The organism is Citrobacter sp. R-1.5.2, assembly GCF_035064245.1.
Lineage (GTDB): Bacteria > Pseudomonadota > Gammaproteobacteria > Enterobacterales > Enterobacteriaceae > Citrobacter.
Window position 1 is genome coordinate 95,878 of sequence record NZ_JASEYC010000010.1, and the last position, 17,509, is coordinate 113,386.

Consider the following 17,509-nt stretch of genomic DNA (forward strand, 5'->3'; position numbering starts at 1 on the left):
CCTCACTCAAAGTTGCCGGTGACCAGACACTCACCATCACGCAGCAACGGTTTTCCGGCGGCAAACAAGTGGGCCAGTGAGAGGTCGTCATTGAGCACGCAAATATCAGCACGTTCTCCTGCGCAAAGTACGCCGCCGGAAATACCCAGCGAGCGTGCGACGTTCGCCGTCAACATCGCGATCGCCTGAGATACCGGAATACCGACATCAATCAGGCGAGGCAACAGGTTGAGGTTGCCGGCTACCGGCGCGGCGCTTAGTCCTTCCACGATGCCTTGCGCATTAAAGCGCGGCACGCTGCCATTACCATCAGAGCTAATGGTGATACGATCGGCAGGAACCTGTGATTCCAGTGCGTGGAGAATCGCTTGTTCCTGGGGCATAAATCGGCTGCCGCCAGACGTTACGTCGATATGGCCACCGCGATGTGCGAAAGCGATAGCCTGTTCGAACAATGCTTCTGTCCTCGCGACATGCGTCGGCGAAATGTGGTGAATCGGAATACCGGCATCACACAGTTCCATCAGCTGTGACATCCCTTCCGGTAGATTGCCCAGGTGTACGTGCAGCAGCCCTTTTTTTCCGGCCAGAAGTGAGGATACGCGGATGTCACTGATTATTCTTAATAACTCCTGGAAAGAGGGGTAGGAGCCACGGTGATCGGCGAGCGCGATTTTGACACCCAGGATTGCCGGGATAAATGCCATATCATCGCGAATAGATTGTGTAATTGTCGGGCTGGGTACCGCGTAGGCTCCGGTATGCATATACGCACGCAGGCCCTCCAGGTTGAGAGACTGCATTTTGGCGTACAGATCTTTCGGGGAGCGGGATATCGCATCAGTGCCCAGCACGCCGACGACCGTCGTAATACCAGCCTGAATCAGATCGCGCAGTTTGACGGCTGGCGTCCGGCTGGCAAAGCCGGCTTCACCGCCGCCGCCGGTAAGATGGACATGCTGATCGATAATTCCGGGAATTACCCACTTACCGCGGCAATCGATGACTTCTTTGACGCCATCAAAGAGTGCAATATCTTTTTCAACAGCCACAATGCGATCGGCATGTATGAGCAGGGAACAGAGGCCTAAATCCTCTGGGGAAAATACGCGGGCATTGGTCAGTAAAGTAAACATATCGGTCCTGTCAAACGTCGAGGGTGAGAGTCGGCAGGTGAAACGGAATATTGTTGTTATGATGTCCACATTAAAGCCATTACTATAACTGTGACTATTGCCGATTTGTTATCGGTGGATACGGTTATGGCATGATGGGGAATGAGACGTGGATTCGAAGTGGTTAGAAGATTTTCTGGCGTTGAGTCAGTATGGGAATTACTCTCAGGCAGCGATACAGCGGCATATCACCCAGCCCGCGTTAAGCCGACGTATAAAGGCGCTGGAAGAGATGTTGGGGGTCCCGTTGTTTGACCGCACCACGACGCCCGTTACGCTAACCTGTTATGGCGAACGTTTTGAACCTTATGCCCGGCAAGTCCTCAGCACACTCACGGAGGCGCGCCATGACCTGTGTGCGATGATGCCAGTGACGGATAATACGTTGGTGATGGTGAGTCTGCATACGCTGTCAGTCAATATCCTGCCTGATATGATCAACTATCTGCGCCAGAGTGAACCGCAATTAAACTTCACGGTAAATGCCAGCATTCAGGGGATTGATAATCACTTTAATGCCCTGATAAACCGGCAAATTGATATGCTGGTGACGTACGATTTACCCTCTTCACAACCGGGGCTGGAGATTGCCGGAGGGCTGAAGCGTTCTTTATGGCGATATGAGCGTTTTATCCCGGTGATTTCTGCGCAACTCGCGGACAGACTGGATGATCCGCATACCCCGCTCCCCTGGCTATGCTACAGCGACTACACCTTTGTCAGACGTATTATTGATCCGGCAGAACAACGAGTGCGCCCACGGTTGAAAAAAGTATTTGAGACTGGGCTAAGCGAAACAATACGAGAAATGGTACTGCGCCATATGGGAATGGCATGGTTACCCGAATCAATGGTGGCTGAGGAGTTGGTGAATCAGGAAATCATTCACTGTTGGCCAGAAAATTCGGATCTGATTTGTGAAATCCCTATTGTTGTTTGGGCAAACCTTGACGATCAGCGGTCAGTAATGCAGCGATGCTGGGATAAGTTGCTGCGTTTTTGATTGATGTGGCGATTTTTTCCGCACTTGATACAATGCTAACAAATTGCCCTTGCGAAGGTTATTCGCTTTGGTTAGTATTCACACCCGCTTCAGTGGGAAACAGTTGAAATTCCCGCTTTATTGGTCGAAGCATTGGTACGCGGCAACTCCGCAAGGAACAGGTTGATTATGCACGAAGCTCTTTTGGTAGTTTTCCTTATTGTAGCAATTGGCCTTGTTGGCTTGATCATGCTGCAGCAAGGTAAAGGCGCTGATATGGGAGCCTCTTTTGGCGCAGGCGCTTCTGGTACACTGTTTGGTTCAAGTGGTTCTGGTAACTTCATGACCCGTATGACAGCTGTGTTAGGGACTCTGTTCTTCATTATCAGTCTGGTGCTGGGTAACATGAACAGCAATAAGACCAATAAAGGAAGTGAGTGGGAAAATCTGAGTGCACCGGCGAAAACCGAGCAAACTCAGCCAGCTGCTCCGGCTCAGCCGACCAGCGATATCCCACATTAATAGTTGTATCTGTGCTGAGGTGGTGGAATTGGTAGACACGCTACCTTGAGGTGGTAGTGCCCTAACGGGCTTGTGGGTTCGAGTCCCATCCTCAGTACCAATATTCCAAAGAAAAGACGCTGCAAAGCGTCTTTTTTTTCGTCTGTTATTTGTGGCTGCTCCGTAGGCCTGATAAGCGTAGTGCCATCAGGCGATGTAATAATGTCGGATGGCGGTGTAAACACCTTATCCGACCTACGGGGACAACAGAGCATCCCTATATTCTGCGCATAAAAAAGACCGCTTTCGCGGCCTTAAGATGGTGAATATTTACTTCGTCTTGCTTTCCAGATTCTCAACCTGCGGCAGACCTGTTGCGGAAGAGGCTGTCAGCAGACCAGACTGCGCATAGCCGAACAGCTTCTCACGAGTATCGGTAATATCCAGGTTACGCATGGTCAGCTGACCGATACGATCGTCTGGCGAGAATACGGAATCACCTTTCTCCATGGTCAAACGTTCTGGTTTGTAGGTCAGGTTGTCAGACACGGTGTTAAGGATTGAATAGTCGTTACCGCGACGCAGCTCCAGCGTGACTTCGCCGGTAATCTGGCTGGCTACCCAACGTTGCAGACCATCACGCAGCATCAGCGCCTGTGAGTCGAACCAGCGGCCCTGATACAGCAGACGACCGAGCTGGCGACCGTGAGCGTGATATTGCTCAATGGTGTCTTCATTATGAATACCGGTCAGTAGACGTTCGTAAGCGATGTGCAGCAGTGCCATCCCCGGAGCTTCATAGATACCGCGGCTTTTTGCTTCAATGATACGGTTTTCAATCTGGTCACTCATACCCAGACCATGACGACCGCCGATACGGTTGGCTTCCAGCATCATTTCAACATCGTCACTGAAGGTCTTACCGTTCAGCGCAACCGGATGGCCTTGTTCAAAGCGTACGGTCACTTCTTCAGCCGGGATCTTCACGCTCTCATCCCAGAACTTAACGCCCATAATCGGGTTAACGATTTTGACGCTGGAGTTCAGGAATTCCAGATCTTTTGCTTCGTGAGTCGCGCCGAGCATATTGGAGTCAGTGGAATACGCCTTTTCGACAGACATCTTGTAGTCGAAGCCGCAGGCGATCATAAATTCGGACATCTCATGGCGACCACCGAGTTCGTCGATAAAATCGGTATCCAGCCAGGGTTTGTAAATCTGCAATTCGGCGTTGGTTAACAGGCCATAGCGATAGAAACGTTCAATATCGTTACCTTTATAGGTACTACCGTCACCCCAAATGTTTACGCCATCTTCTTTCATGGCGGCAACCAGCATAGTGCCTGTCACTGCGCGGCCCAGTGGGGTGGTATTGAAATAGGTCAGTCCGCCGGTGGTGTTGTGGAACGCACCACACTGAATAGCGGCGATCCCTTCGGCAACCAACTGCTTGCGGCAATCAACCAGGCGAGCATTCTCAGCACCATATTCCATTGCACGGCGAGGAATCGCGTCATAGTCATCCTCATCCGGCTGACCCAAATTCGCAGTATATGCATATGGGACAGCCCCTTTTTGTCGCATCCACAGCAGTGCTGCACTGGTGTCCAGGCCGCCGGAAAAAGCGATACCAATACGTTGACCTACCGGGAGATGCTTGAGAATCGTCGTCATAAAATAAAACCCTGCTTGATAGACTGGTGAAGAGGTCGGCTTTTTATGTTAATTGCATTTTTATGCAAAATAAATGAGTTTTCATTTAATCATCTTTTAAGGATGACAGGAAGAGTTTAGTGATAATTTCGTTAAATAACGCTGTGGATGGCGGATTTATCTCTCTTGTCTTCCGTTGTATTTGTGCTGGTTTGCATTCATTCATTTGCATAGTAGTAACAAGGTTGACATAACGTATAGAGGATCAATATACTGTGCGCAGATTTTACGTCCCGTCCTCGGTACCAAATCCCAGCAGTATTTGCATTTTTTACCCAAAACGAGTAAAATTTGCCACGTTTCAGGCGCGGGGTGGAGCAGCCTGGTAGCTCGTCGGGCTCATAACCCGAAGGTCGTCGGTTCAAATCCGGCCCCCGCAACCACTTTCCCTTAGAGTTCTTTTTCAAATATACTGTGAAGACTTAGGCCTTCGTAGCTGGATTTGAAAAAAATTCTTTCGGAAGGTTCTCCGAACCGCAGGTGCGGTTATAGGGTTCAGTTATCTAAAGCCCCGATTTATCGGGGTTTTTTGTTATCTGACTACAGAATAACTGGGCTTTAGGCCCTTTTTTTATGTCTTGGGGGTGGGCTTGTCCACATTAGAGCAAAAATTAACAGAGATGATTACAGCGCCAGTTGAAGCCTTGGGGTACGAGCTGGTCGGCATCGAATTTATTCGCGGTCGCACATCCACACTGCGCATCTATATTGATAGTGAAGATGGCATCAATGTTGATGATTGTGCTGATGTGAGCCATCAGGTAAGCGCGGTGATGGATGTCGAAGACCCAATCACTGTTGCCTACAACCTGGAAGTCTCCTCTCCGGGTCTCGACCGTCCTCTGTTCACGGCTGAACACTACGTGCGTTTCCTGGGTGAAGAAGTCACGCTGGTTCTTCGTATGGCGGTACAAAACCGTCGTAAATGGCAGGGCGTTATCAAAGCGGTGGACGGTGAGATGATCACGGTCACAGTCGAAGGTAAAGATGAAGTGTTCGCGCTGAGTAATATCCAGAAGGCGAACCTGGTTCCCCACTTTTAACAGTCTGGATTGAGGTGAAAAGCCCGCGATGAACAAAGAAATTTTGGCTGTTGTTGAAGCCGTATCCAACGAGAAAGCGCTGCCACGCGAGAAAATTTTTGAAGCGCTGGAAAGTGCGCTGGCTACAGCAACAAAGAAAAAATATGAACAAGAGATCGATGTCCGCGTAGAGATCGATCGTAAAAGCGGTGATTTCGATACCTTCCGTCGTTGGGTTATCGTAGAAGAAGTCACTCAGCCAACTAAAGAAATTACGCTGGAAGCAGCGCGCTTTGAAGACGAAAGTCTGAACGTTGGTGAATACGTTGAAGATCAGATCGAATCTGTCACCTTTGACCGTATCACTACTCAGACCGCGAAACAGGTTATCGTACAGAAAGTACGTGAAGCTGAACGTGCGATGGTTGTCGATCAATTCCGTGAACACGAAGGCGAAATCGTCACTGGCGTGGTGAAGAAAGTCAACCGTGACAACATTTCCCTGGATCTGGGCAGCAATGCTGAAGCTGTGATCCTGCGTGAAGACATGCTGCCGCGTGAAAACTTCCGCCCTGGCGACCGTATTCGTGGTGTTCTGTACTCTGTGCGCCCGGAAGCACGTGGTGCGCAGCTGTTTGTGACGCGTTCCAAGCCGGAAATGCTGATCGAACTGTTCCGCATTGAAGTGCCAGAAATTGGCGAAGAAGTGATTGAAATTAAAGCGGCGGCTCGTGATCCGGGTTCTCGTGCGAAAATCGCCGTTAAGACCAACGACAAGCGTATCGATCCGGTCGGTGCCTGTGTTGGTATGCGCGGTGCGCGTGTTCAGGCAGTTTCTACCGAACTGGGCGGCGAGCGTATTGATATTGTCCTGTGGGATGATAACCCGGCGCAGTTCGTGATCAACGCAATGGCGCCAGCAGACGTCGCTTCTATCGTGGTGGATGAAGACAAACACACCATGGATATTGCGGTTGAAGCCGGTAACCTGGCTCAGGCGATTGGACGTAATGGTCAGAACGTCCGCCTGGCTTCACAACTGAGCGGTTGGGAACTCAACGTCATGACCGTTGATGATCTGCAGGCTAAGCATCAGGCTGAAGCACATGCGGCCATCGATACCTTCACCAAATATCTCGATATCGATGAAGATTTCGCGACTGTTTTGGTTGAAGAAGGTTTTGCGACGCTGGAAGAACTGGCCTACGTGCCAATGAAAGAACTGCTGGAAATTGACGGCCTTGATGAACAGACCGTTGAAGCGCTGCGCGAGCGTGCTAAAAACGCACTGACCACTCTGGCACTGGCCCAGGAAGAAAGCCTCGGTGATAACAAACCGGCTGACGATCTGCTGAATCTGGAAGGATTGGATCGTGATATGGCCTTCAAACTGGCTGCCCGTGGTGTTTGTACGCTGGAAGATCTCGCTGAACAGGGCATTGATGATCTGGCTGATATCGAAGGGTTGACCGACGAGAAAGCCGGTGAGCTGATTATGGCTGCCCGTAATATTTGCTGGTTCGGCGACGAAGCGTAATAAACTGTAGCAGGAAGGAACAGTATGACAGATGTAACCGTAAAAACGCTGGCTGCAGAGATACAGACTTCCGTGGAGCGCCTGGTACAGCAATTTGCTGATGCAGGTATCCCGAAGTCTGCTGATGACTCTGTGTCCGCACAAGAGAAACAAACCTTACTGGCGCACCTGAACCGTGAAAATGGCTCAGCGCCGGATAAGTTGACATTGCAGCGTAAAACGCGCAGTACTCTCAATATTCCAGGTACCGGTGGAAAAAGTAAATCGGTACAAATCGAAGTCCGCAAGACACGCACCTTTGTGAAACGCGATCCGCAAGAGGCTGAACGCCTTGCCGCGGAAGAGCAGGCGCAGCGTGAAGCGGAAGAGCAAGCCCGTCGTGAGGCAGAAGAAGCTGCCAAACGCGAGGCGCAACAAAAAGCCGAACGTGAGGCCGCAGAACAAGCTAAACGTGAAGCCGCTGATAAAGCGAAACGTGAAGCTGCGGAAAAAGACAAAGTGAGCAATCAACAGACCGACGATATGACAAAAACCGCCCAGGCCGAAAAAGCCCGCCGTGAAAACGAAGCCGCAGAACTGAAGCGTAAAGCGGAAGAAGAAGCACGTCGCAAGCTTGAAGAAGAAGCGCGCCGTGTGGCTGAAGAAGCCCGTCGTATGGCAGAAGAAAACGAGAAGAATGGTGTGAATAACGCTGAACCTGTTGAAGATACCAGCGATTATCACGTCACCACCTCTCAACACGCTCGCCAGGCAGAAGACGAAAACGATCGTGAAGTTGAAGGCGGTCGTGGTCGTACTCGCAGTGCGAAAGCTGCGCGTCCGGCGAAGAAAGGCAATAAACACGCCGAATCTAAAGCTGACCGTGAAGAAGCGCGTGCAGCGGTTCGTGGCGGCAAAGGCGGTAAACAGCGTAAAGGTTCCGCGCTGCAGCAGGGCTTCCAGAAGCCGGCTCAGGCCGTTAACCGTGACGTTGTGATCGGCGAAACCATCACCGTTGGCGATCTGGCGAACAAGATGGCAGTTAAAGGTTCTCAGGTCATCAAAGCGATGATGAAACTGGGTGCCATGGCGACCATCAACCAGGTTATCGACCAGGAAACTGCACAGCTGGTTGCCGAAGAGATGGGCCACAAAGTTATCCTGCGTCGTGAAAACGAACTGGAAGAAGCGGTAATGAGCGACCGTGACACTGGTGCGGCGGCTGAACCGCGTGCACCGGTAGTGACCATCATGGGTCACGTTGACCACGGTAAAACGTCTTTGCTGGATTACATTCGTTCTACGAAAGTGGCCTCAGGCGAAGCAGGCGGCATTACTCAGCACATCGGTGCGTATCACGTTGAAACAGGTAACGGTATGATCACCTTCCTGGATACCCCGGGGCACGCCGCATTTACCTCTATGCGTGCTCGTGGTGCTCAGGCAACGGATATCGTTGTTCTGGTTGTTGCTGCAGACGACGGCGTGATGCCGCAGACCATCGAAGCTATCCAGCACGCGAAAGCGGCAGGTGTGCCAGTAGTGGTTGCAGTGAACAAGATCGATAAACCAGAAGCAGACCCAGATCGCGTTAAAAATGAACTGTCCCAGTATGGCATCATGCCGGAAGAGTGGGGCGGCGAGAGCCAGTTCGTTCACGTTTCTGCAAAAGCCGGTACCGGTATCGACGAGCTGCTGGATGCTATCCTGCTGCAGGCCGAAGTACTGGAACTGAAAGCAGTACGTAAAGGTATGGCGAGCGGTGCGGTTATCGAATCCTTCCTGGATAAAGGACGTGGTCCGGTTGCTACTGTCCTGGTTCGCGAGGGTACCCTGAACAAAGGCGATATCGTACTGTGTGGCTTCGAATACGGTCGCGTTCGTGCGATGCGTAACGAACTGGGCCAGGAAGTGCTGGAAGCAGGTCCGTCCATTCCGGTGGAAATCCTCGGTCTGTCCGGTGTTCCGGCTGCAGGTGATGAAGTGACCGTCGTTCGTGACGAGAAGAAAGCACGTGAAGTTGCGCTGTATCGTCAGGGCAAATTCCGTGAAGTTAAACTGGCCCGTCAGCAGAAATCTAAACTCGAGAACATGTTCGCTAACATGACCGAAGGCGAAGTTCACGAAGTGAACATCGTACTGAAGGCTGACGTTCAGGGTTCTGTAGAAGCGATCTCCGACTCTTTACTGAAACTGTCTACCGACGAAGTCAAAGTGAAGATCATCGGTTCTGGCGTGGGTGGTATCACCGAAACCGACGCGACGCTGGCTGCGGCATCCAACGCAATTCTGGTTGGCTTCAACGTCCGTGCTGATGCTTCTGCACGTAAAGTGATCGAATCTGAAAGCCTGGATCTGCGTTACTACTCCGTCATCTACCATCTGATCGACGAAGTGAAAGCGGCGATGAGCGGCATGCTGTCTCCGGAACTGAAACAGCAGATCATCGGTCTGGCTGAAGTTCGTGATGTGTTCAAATCACCGAAATTCGGTGCCATCGCAGGCTGTATGGTTACCGAAGGTACGATTAAGCGTCACAACCCAATCCGCGTTCTGCGCGACAACGTAGTTATCTATGAAGGTGAGCTGGAATCCCTGCGCCGCTTCAAAGATGACGTCAACGAAGTCCGTAATGGCATGGAATGTGGTATCGGCGTTAAGAACTACAACGACGTTCGCGTTGGCGATATGATCGAAGTGTTCGAGATTATCGAGATCAAACGTACCATCGCATAATCTTCGTCGTCTTTTGGGCCGCAACGGCGTTGGCTGCGCTCGCTCACCCCGGTCACATAGTTATCTATGCTCCCGGGGATTTACGAGCTTGCCGCCTTGTTGCAACTCAAAATACGTAGAAGATGATTAGGCGTAGGCCGGGTAAGCGAAGCGCCACCCGGCAAGAAATTTAAAAAGGGGCTTATGGCCCCTTTTTTGTCTTTATTCTGGAGAATTTATTATGGCGAAAGAATTTGGTCGCCCGCAGCGTGTAGCGCAGGAGATGCAGAAAGAAATCGCACTGATCCTGCAACGCGAAATCAAAGACCCGCGTGTTGGTATGATGACCACCGTATCGGGCGTTGAGATGTCCCGTGACCTGGCCTATGCCAAAGTATTCGTGACGTTCCTGAACGACCAGGACGAAGCGGCCGTTAAAAATGGTATTAAGGCACTGCAGGAAGCTTCTGGCTTCATCCGCTCTCTTCTGGGGAAAGCGATGCGCCTGCGTATCGTGCCTGAGCTGACCTTCTTCTACGACAACTCACTGGTCGAAGGAATGCGCATGTCCAACCTGGTGACCAGCGTGGTGAAGCATGACGATGAACGTCGTGTGAACCCAGCGGACGACAGCAAGGAGGATTGATGAGTCGTCCTCGTCGTCGTGGTCGCGACATTCATGGTGTTTTGCTGCTGGACAAACCTCAGGGCATGTCCAGCAATGACGTACTGCAAAAAGTAAAGCGCATCTACAATGCCAACCGTGCCGGTCATACTGGCGCGTTGGATCCGCTGGCGACAGGCATGCTGCCTATCTGCCTCGGTGAAGCGACTAAGTTTTCACAGTATTTGCTGGATTCCGACAAGCGTTATCGTGTGATTGCCCGCCTGGGTCAGCGTACGGATACCTCTGATGCTGATGGACAAATCGTGCAGGAACGTCCGGTGACCTTTACGGAGGAACAGCTTGCGAGCGCGCTGGAAACTTTCCGCGGGGATATCGAGCAAATTCCATCGATGTACTCGGCGCTGAAATATCAGGGCAAGAAGCTGTACGAATATGCTCGTCAAGGCATCGAGGTGCCGCGTGAAGCGCGCCCAATTACCGTTTATGAACTGCTGTTTATTCGCCACGAAGGGAATGAACTGGAGCTGGAAGTTCACTGCTCCAAAGGCACCTATATTCGTACTATTATTGACGATCTGGGTGAGAAGCTGGGATGCGGTGCACACGTAACGTATCTGCGCCGTCTGACGGTCAGCAAATACCCGGTTGACCGTATGGTCACGCTGGAACATTTGCGTGAGCTGGTAGAACAAGCTGAACAACAGAACATTCCGTCAGCGCAGTTGCTTGATCCATTGCTGATGCCAATGGACAGTCCGGCATCGGATTATCCGGTGGTTAATCTGCCTTTAACATCGTCGGTTTACTTTAAAAATGGTAATCCGGTTCGTACGACAGGCACTCCACTGGAAGGGCTGGTGCGTGTGACAGAAGGCGATGACAGTAAATTTATCGGCATGGGGGAAATGGATGACGAAGGTCGGGTTGCCCCCCGTCGACTGGTGGTTGAATATCCTGCATAGCGCTCTCTGTCTTGCGATAAGAAGGCGCTGCGAGTAGAATACTGCCGCTTAACGTCGCGTTAATTATTTAACAGTTCGCGCGGCGTATACACAAAATCATTTGAGCTGCATCAAGGCGGCAAGTCTGGGAATCCTCAGGGGCTTACTTAGGTAGGTGACTGAGGTGAGCGGACGCAGCCAACGCAGAGTCAGTTTGAAAGATAAAGTGTATACACTGGGATTGCTGAATTAGAGATCGGCATCCTTTCATTCTTAATACTTTGGAGTTTTAAAATGTCTCTAAGTACTGAAGCTACAGCTAAAATCGTTTCTGAGTTCGGTCGTGATGCAAACGACACCGGTTCTACCGATGTTCAGGTTGCTCTGTTGACTGCACAGATTAACCACCTGCAGGGCCACTTTGCAGAGCACAAAAAAGATCACCACAGCCGTCGTGGTCTGCTGCGCATGGTTTCTCAGCGTCGTAAACTGCTCGACTACCTGAAACGTAAAGATGTTGCACGCTACACCGCGCTGATCGAGCGTCTGGGTCTGCGTCGCTAATTCTTTCGAGTTTCAGAAAGAGGGGGCCTTCATGGCCCCTTTTTTCCAGCAGATGGCAGCAATTCGCTGGAAACTAATGTATTGTTGCTATGAATGATCTTCCGTTGCAGAGGTTCGCGCGGCTAATGAGAGGCTTTACCCAATACGCATGGGTTAGGGTTGTCATTAGTCGCGAGGATGCGCAGAAGATCGGGTATTAACGATGGCGCATAAATGTGCCGTCAAAAAAATAGAGAAAGGATATTATTTTGCTTAATCCGATCGTTCGTAAATTCCAGTACGGTCAGCATACCGTTACGCTGGAAACCGGCATGATGGCGCGTCAGGCGACTGCCGCTGTTATGGTTAGCATGGATGACACTGCGGTATTCGTTACCGTTGTTGGCCAGAAAAAAGCGAAACCAGGCCAGGACTTTTTCCCGCTGACCGTTAACTATCAGGAGCGTACCTACGCTGCTGGTCGTATCCCAGGTAGCTTCTTCCGTCGTGAAGGCCGTCCAAGCGAAGGCGAAACCCTGATCGCGCGTCTGATTGACCGCCCGGTTCGTCCGCTGTTCCCGGAAGGCTTCGTTAACGAAGTTCAGGTTATCGCAACCGTCGTTTCCGTTAACCCACAGGTTAACCCGGATATCGTGGCGATGATTGGTGCATCCGCTGCGCTGTCTCTGTCTGGTATTCCGTTCAACGGCCCGATCGGTGCTGCGCGTGTTGGTTATATCAATGACCAGTATGTACTGAACCCGACTCAGGACGAGCTGAAAGAAAGTAAACTGGATCTGGTTGTTGCCGGTACCGAAGCTGCCGTACTGATGGTTGAATCTGAAGCTGAACTGCTGAGTGAAGACCAGATGCTGGGTGCTGTGGTGTTCGGTCACGAACAGCAGCAGGTTGTTATCCAGGCCATCAACGAGCTGGCTAAAGAAGCGGGCAAACCACGTTGGGACTGGCAGCCAGAAGCGGTTAACGAAGCGCTGAACGCGCGCGTTGCTGCACTGGCAGAAGCGCGCCTGAGCGATGCTTACCGTATCACTGACAAACAAGAGCGTTATGCTCAGGTTGACGTGATCAAATCTGAAACCATCGCGCAGCTTACAGCAGAAGATGAAACCCTGGACGCTAACGAGCTGGGTGAAATCCTGCACGCTATCGAGAAAAACGTTGTTCGTAGCCGCGTACTGGCCGGCGAGCCGCGTATCGATGGCCGCGAAAAAGACATGATCCGTGGTCTGGACGTGCGTACTGGCGTGCTGCCGCGTACTCACGGTTCCGCACTGTTCACCCGTGGTGAAACTCAGGCGCTGGTTACCGCAACGCTGGGTACTACCCGTGATGCGCAGAACCTCGACGAACTGATGGGCGAGCGTACCGACAATTTCCTGTTCCACTACAACTTCCCTCCGTACTGTGTTGGTGAAACCGGTATGGTCGGTTCTCCGAAGCGTCGTGAAATTGGTCACGGTCGTCTGGCGAAGCGTGGCGTACTGGCAGTGATGCCGGAACTGGATAAATTCCCGTACACCGTTCGTGTCGTTTCTGAAATTACTGAATCTAACGGTTCTTCTTCCATGGCTTCCGTATGTGGTGCTTCCCTGGCGCTGATGGACGCAGGCGTGCCGATCAAAGCAGCCGTTGCGGGTATCGCGATGGGTCTGGTGAAGGAAGGCGACAACTTTGTTGTTCTGTCTGACATCCTGGGCGACGAAGACCACCTCGGCGATATGGACTTCAAAGTGGCGGGTTCCCGCGACGGTATTTCTGCACTGCAGATGGATATCAAAATTGAAGGTATCACCAAAGAGATCATGCAGGTCGCTTTGAACCAGGCTAAAGGTGCACGTCTGCACATCCTGGGTGTGATGGAACAGGCGATCAACGCGCCGCGCGGCGATATCTCTGAATTTGCTCCGCGTATCCATACCATTAAGATCAGCCCGGACAAGATCAAAGACGTTATCGGTAAAGGCGGTTCTGTTATCCGTGCCCTGACCGAAGAAACCGGCACCACCATTGAAATCGAAGATGATGGTACTGTGAAGATTGCTGCGACTGACGGCGAGAAAGCGAAATACGCTATTCGTCGCATCGAAGAAATCACCGCTGAAATCGAAGTAGGTCGTATCTACAACGGTAAAGTGACCCGTATCGTTGACTTTGGCGCATTCGTTGCCATCGGTGGCGGTAAAGAAGGTCTGGTGCACATCTCTCAGATCGCTGACAAGCGCGTTGAGAAAGTGACTGATTACCTGCAGATGGGCCAGGAAGTACCGGTCAAAGTTCTGGAAGTTGATCGCCAGGGCCGTGTACGTCTGAGCATTAAAGAAGCAACTGAGCAGTCTCAGCCTGCAGGCGAACCGGAAGCTCCGGCAAGCCAGGGCGAGTAAGGTTGCCATTGCCCTCCGTGAGAGCGGAGGGCCTTTAACCCGGCAGGATGCCTTGTTAGCAACCGGGGAACCTGGACGTTCATTCAATCGTTGTCTTCGGGAGTGGGAAATGAAGCCTTTTTTGCGCTGGTGTTTCGTTGCGACAGCACTCACGCTGGCTGGATGCAGTAATTCCGCCTGGCGTAAGAGTGAAGTCCTCGCAGTACCACTGCAACCGACTTTGCAGCAGGAAGTGATTCTGGCACGTATGGAACAAATTCTTGCCAGTCGGGCTTTAACCGATGACGAACGCGCACAGCTTTTATATGAGCGCGGAGTGTTGTATGATAGTCTCGGTCTGAGGGCACTGGCGCGAAATGATTTTTCACAAGCGCTGGCTATCCGACCAGATATGCCTGAAGTATTCAATTACTTAGGTATATATTTAACGCAGGCAGGCAATTTTGATGCTGCCTATGAAGCGTTTGATTCTGTACTTGAGCTTGATCCAACTTACAACTACGCGCACTTGAATCGCGGTATCGCATTGTATTACGGCGGTCGTGACAAGTTAGCGCAAGATGATCTGCTGGCGTTTTATCAAGACGATCCCAATGATCCTTTCCGCAGTCTGTGGCTTTATCTCGCCGAGCAGAAGCTCGATGAGAAGCAGGCTAAAGAAGCGTTAAAGCAACGTTTCGAAAAATCGGATAAAGAGCAATGGGGATGGAACATTGTCGAGTTCTACCTGGGCAACATTAGCGAAGCAACGCTGATGGAACGCCTGAAGGCGGACGCAACGGATAACACCTCGCTCGCTGAGCATCTCAGTGAAACCAACTTCTATTTAGGTAAGTACTACCTAAGTCTGGGGGATTTGGACAACGCTACGGCATTGTTCAAACTGGCGGTGGCTAACAACGTTCATAACTTTGTTGAGCACCGATACGCATTGTTGGAATTATCGCTCCTGGGCCAGGACCAAGATGACCTGGCAGAATCGGACCAGCAATAGCTGACGTACACATCAGCCCGTAATCTTTTTGATTGCCATCACCTTCACGGGTGAGGGCGTTGTTGTTCGTTAATACACCTACTTTGAGCCGGTTCACACTTTTCAATGAAAATTGCAGATCAATTTCATGATGAGTTATGTAGACTGGCCGCCATTAATTTTGAGGCACACGTACTACATGGCTGAATTCGAAACCACTTTTGCAGATCTGGGCCTGAAGGCTCCTATCCTTGAAGCCCTTAACGATCTGGGTTACGAAAAACCATCTCCAATCCAGGCAGAGTGCATTCCGCATCTGCTGGGCGGTCGCGATGTTCTGGGTATGGCCCAGACAGGTAGCGGCAAAACTGCAGCGTTCTCCTTACCGCTGCTCAACAATCTTGATCCTGAGCTGAAGGCACCTCAGATTCTGGTGCTGGCACCGACCCGCGAACTGGCGGTTCAGGTTGCAGAAGCCATGACGGATTTCTCTAAACACATGCGCGGCGTGAACGTGGTTGCCCTGTACGGCGGCCAGCGTTATGACGTGCAATTACGTGCCCTGCGTCAGGGACCACAGATCGTCGTCGGTACGCCGGGCCGTCTGCTGGATCACCTGAAGCGCGGTACTCTGGACCTCTCCAAACTGAGCGGTCTGGTGCTGGACGAAGCTGACGAAATGCTGCGTATGGGCTTCATCGAAGACGTCGAAACGATTATGGCGCAGATCCCGGAAGGTCATCAGACTGCTCTGTTCTCTGCTACCATGCCGGAAGCGATTCGTCGTATTACCCGCCGCTTTATGAAAGAGCCGCAGGAAGTCCGTATTCAGTCCAGCGTTACTACACGTCCTGACATCAGCCAGAGCTACTGGACTGTATGGGGCATGCGTAAAAATGAAGCGCTGGTGCGTTTCCTGGAAGCAGAAGACTTTGATGCGGCGATTATCTTCGTTCGTACCAAAAATGCGACCCTGGAAGTGGCAGAAGCGCTGGAGCGTAGCGGTTATAGCAGCGCTGCACTGAACGGCGACATGAACCAGTCCCTGCGTGAGCAGACTCTGGAGCGTCTGAAAGATGGTCGTCTGGATATTCTGATTGCAACCGACGTTGCGGCCCGTGGCCTGGACGTTGAGCGTATCAGCCTGGTTGTTAACTACGACATCCCGATGGACTCTGAGTCTTACGTTCACCGTATCGGTCGTACCGGTCGTGCGGGTCGTGCTGGCCGTGCGCTGCTGTTCGTTGAGAACCGCGAGCGTCGTCTGCTGCGTAACATCGAACGCACCATGAAGCTGACCATTCCGGAAGTCGAGCTGCCGAATGCAGACCTGCTGGGCAAACGCCGTCTGGAAAAATTCGCCGCGAAAGTACAGCAGCAGCTGGAAAGCAGCGATCTGGATCAGTACCGCGCTCTGCTGGCGAAAATGCAGCCGGAAGAAGAGCTGGATATCGAAACACTGGCCGCAGCACTGCTGAAAATGGCTCAGGGCGAACGTCCGCTGATCCTGCCGCCAGATGCGCCGATGCGTCCGAAACGCGAATTCCGCGACCGTGATGACCGTGGTCCGCGCGACCGCAACGATCGTGGCCCGCGTGACCGCAATGACCGTGGTGGTGAAGACCGTCCGCGTCGTGAACGTCGTGACGTTGGCGATATGCAGCTGTATCGTATTGAAGTGGGTCGTGATGACGGTGTTGAAGTTCGTCATATCGTTGGCGCGATTGCTAACGAAGGTGATATCAGCAGCCGTTATATCGGTAACATCAAGCTGTTTGCTTCCCACTCCACCATCGAACTGCCGAAAGGTATGCCGGGTGACGTGCTGCAACACTTTACTCGTACTCGCATCCTGAACAAGCCGATGAACATGCAGCTGGTTGGCGATGCAGTACCGCACACCGGTGGTGAGCGTCGTGGCGGTGGTCGTTTCAGCGGTGAGCGTCGTGAAGGCGGTCGTGGTGAAGGTCGTGGCTTTAGCGGCGAACGTCGTGAAGGCGGTCGTGGTGATGGTCGTCGTTTCAGCGGCGAACGTCGTGAAGGCAACCGTGGCCCGCGTCGTGATGATTCTTCTGCTCCGCGCCGTGATGACTCCGCTGGTCGTCGTCGTTTCGGCGGTGACGCATAAGCTTCTTAGCTTATACTCTAAATAATTCGAGTTGCAGGAAGGCGGCAAGAGAGTGAGTTCCCAGGAGCATAGAAAACTATGTGACTGGGGTGAATGAGCGTAGCCAACGTACATGCAACTTGAAGTATGACGAGTATAAAAGCGTAAAGTAATATATACAGCCCTGATCGAAATGATTGGGGCTTTTTTTATTTCATTTGTACTCGTGTACTGGTACAGTGCAGCACATTGAGATGTAGTCACAATACAAATGACTGGAGAGATGGCTGA

General features: G+C 51.8%; 14 protein-coding genes and 2 tRNA genes. 14 read left to right on the plus strand and 2 right to left on the minus strand.

The window, feature by feature from the left end:
- Nucleotides 1-2: 2 nt before the first annotated feature.
- On the minus strand, nt 3-1,136 hold the full coding sequence (gene iadA / locus QMN38_RS17600; protein WP_271440742.1) for a beta-aspartyl-peptidase: 1,134 nt from the start codon (nt 1,134-1,136) through the stop codon (nt 3-5).
- A 148-nt stretch (nt 1,137-1,284) separates the two neighbouring features.
- Between iadA and QMN38_RS17605 the strand changes: the two genes are divergently transcribed.
- From QMN38_RS17605 to QMN38_RS17615, 3 genes are all read left to right on the plus strand, one after another.
- Nucleotides 1,285-2,178 carry a LysR family transcriptional regulator gene (locus QMN38_RS17605; protein ID WP_323605468.1) on the plus strand — a complete coding sequence of 298 codons (894 nt, stop codon included), beginning with the start codon at nt 1,285-1,287 and terminating at the stop codon, nt 2,176-2,178.
- A 168-nt stretch (nt 2,179-2,346) separates the two neighbouring features.
- The gene (gene secG / locus QMN38_RS17610; RefSeq protein WP_006687886.1) at nt 2,347-2,679 is read left to right on the plus strand and encodes a preprotein translocase subunit SecG; all 333 of its coding nucleotides are present in this window, start codon (nt 2,347-2,349) and stop codon (nt 2,677-2,679) included.
- A gap of 13 nt (nt 2,680-2,692) precedes the next feature.
- Nucleotides 2,693-2,779 (plus strand) — tRNA-Leu (locus QMN38_RS17615).
- A gap of 209 nt (nt 2,780-2,988) precedes the next feature.
- Here the strand turns inward: QMN38_RS17615 and argG are convergent.
- Complete coding sequence (gene argG / locus QMN38_RS17620; protein WP_323605470.1) at nt 2,989-4,332, minus strand: argininosuccinate synthase; 1,344 nt, start codon at nt 4,330-4,332, stop codon at nt 2,989-2,991.
- Between the two features lie 345 nt (nt 4,333-4,677).
- Here argG and QMN38_RS17625 point away from each other — a divergent pair.
- From QMN38_RS17625 to QMN38_RS17675, 11 genes are all read left to right on the plus strand, one after another.
- Nucleotides 4,678-4,754 (plus strand) — tRNA-Met (locus QMN38_RS17625).
- 207 nt (nt 4,755-4,961) lie between these two features.
- Entirely contained in the window at nt 4,962-5,414 is a 453-nt protein-coding gene (rimP, locus tag QMN38_RS17630) for a ribosome maturation factor RimP (RefSeq protein ID WP_003024996.1), read from the plus strand.
- Between the two features lie 28 nt (nt 5,415-5,442).
- On the plus strand, nt 5,443-6,930 hold the full coding sequence (gene nusA, locus QMN38_RS17635; RefSeq protein WP_260861734.1) for a transcription termination factor NusA: 1,488 nt from the start codon (nt 5,443-5,445) through the stop codon (nt 6,928-6,930).
- 24 nt (nt 6,931-6,954) lie between these two features.
- Nucleotides 6,955-9,645 (plus strand): translation initiation factor IF-2, encoded by a 2,691-nt coding sequence (infB, locus tag QMN38_RS17640; protein WP_271440740.1) that lies wholly within the window; start codon nt 6,955-6,957, stop codon nt 9,643-9,645.
- 220 nt (nt 9,646-9,865) lie between these two features.
- The gene (rbfA, locus tag QMN38_RS17645; protein ID WP_003024988.1) at nt 9,866-10,270 is read left to right on the plus strand and encodes a 30S ribosome-binding factor RbfA; all 405 of its coding nucleotides are present in this window, start codon (nt 9,866-9,868) and stop codon (nt 10,268-10,270) included.
- Nucleotides 10,270-11,214, plus strand: a complete 945-nt coding sequence (truB, locus tag QMN38_RS17650; RefSeq protein ID WP_271449031.1) for a tRNA pseudouridine(55) synthase TruB — start codon at nt 10,270-10,272, stop codon at nt 11,212-11,214. The genes rbfA and truB overlap by 1 nt, the downstream gene beginning before the upstream one ends.
- Nucleotides 11,215-11,487: 273 nt before the next feature.
- Nucleotides 11,488-11,757, plus strand: coding sequence for a 30S ribosomal protein S15 (gene rpsO / locus QMN38_RS17655; RefSeq protein WP_000059465.1), 270 nt, complete (start codon nt 11,488-11,490; stop codon nt 11,755-11,757).
- A 248-nt stretch (nt 11,758-12,005) separates the two neighbouring features.
- A complete protein-coding gene (gene pnp / locus QMN38_RS17660) occupies nt 12,006-14,138 on the plus strand; it encodes a polyribonucleotide nucleotidyltransferase (protein ID WP_271440738.1) in 2,133 nt (710 codons plus the stop codon).
- 109 nt (nt 14,139-14,247) lie between these two features.
- Complete coding sequence (gene nlpI / locus QMN38_RS17665; protein ID WP_003024982.1) at nt 14,248-15,132, plus strand: lipoprotein NlpI; 885 nt, start codon at nt 14,248-14,250, stop codon at nt 15,130-15,132.
- Between the two features lie 105 nt (nt 15,133-15,237).
- A complete protein-coding gene (gene yrbN, locus QMN38_RS17670) occupies nt 15,238-15,318 on the plus strand; it encodes a protein YrbN (protein WP_010723222.1) in 81 nt (26 codons plus the stop codon).
- Complete coding sequence (locus tag QMN38_RS17675) at nt 15,311-17,239, plus strand: DEAD/DEAH family ATP-dependent RNA helicase (protein WP_137382414.1); 1,929 nt, start codon at nt 15,311-15,313, stop codon at nt 17,237-17,239. The genes yrbN and QMN38_RS17675 overlap by 8 nt, the downstream gene beginning before the upstream one ends.
- Nucleotides 17,240-17,509: the final 270 nt, after the last annotated feature.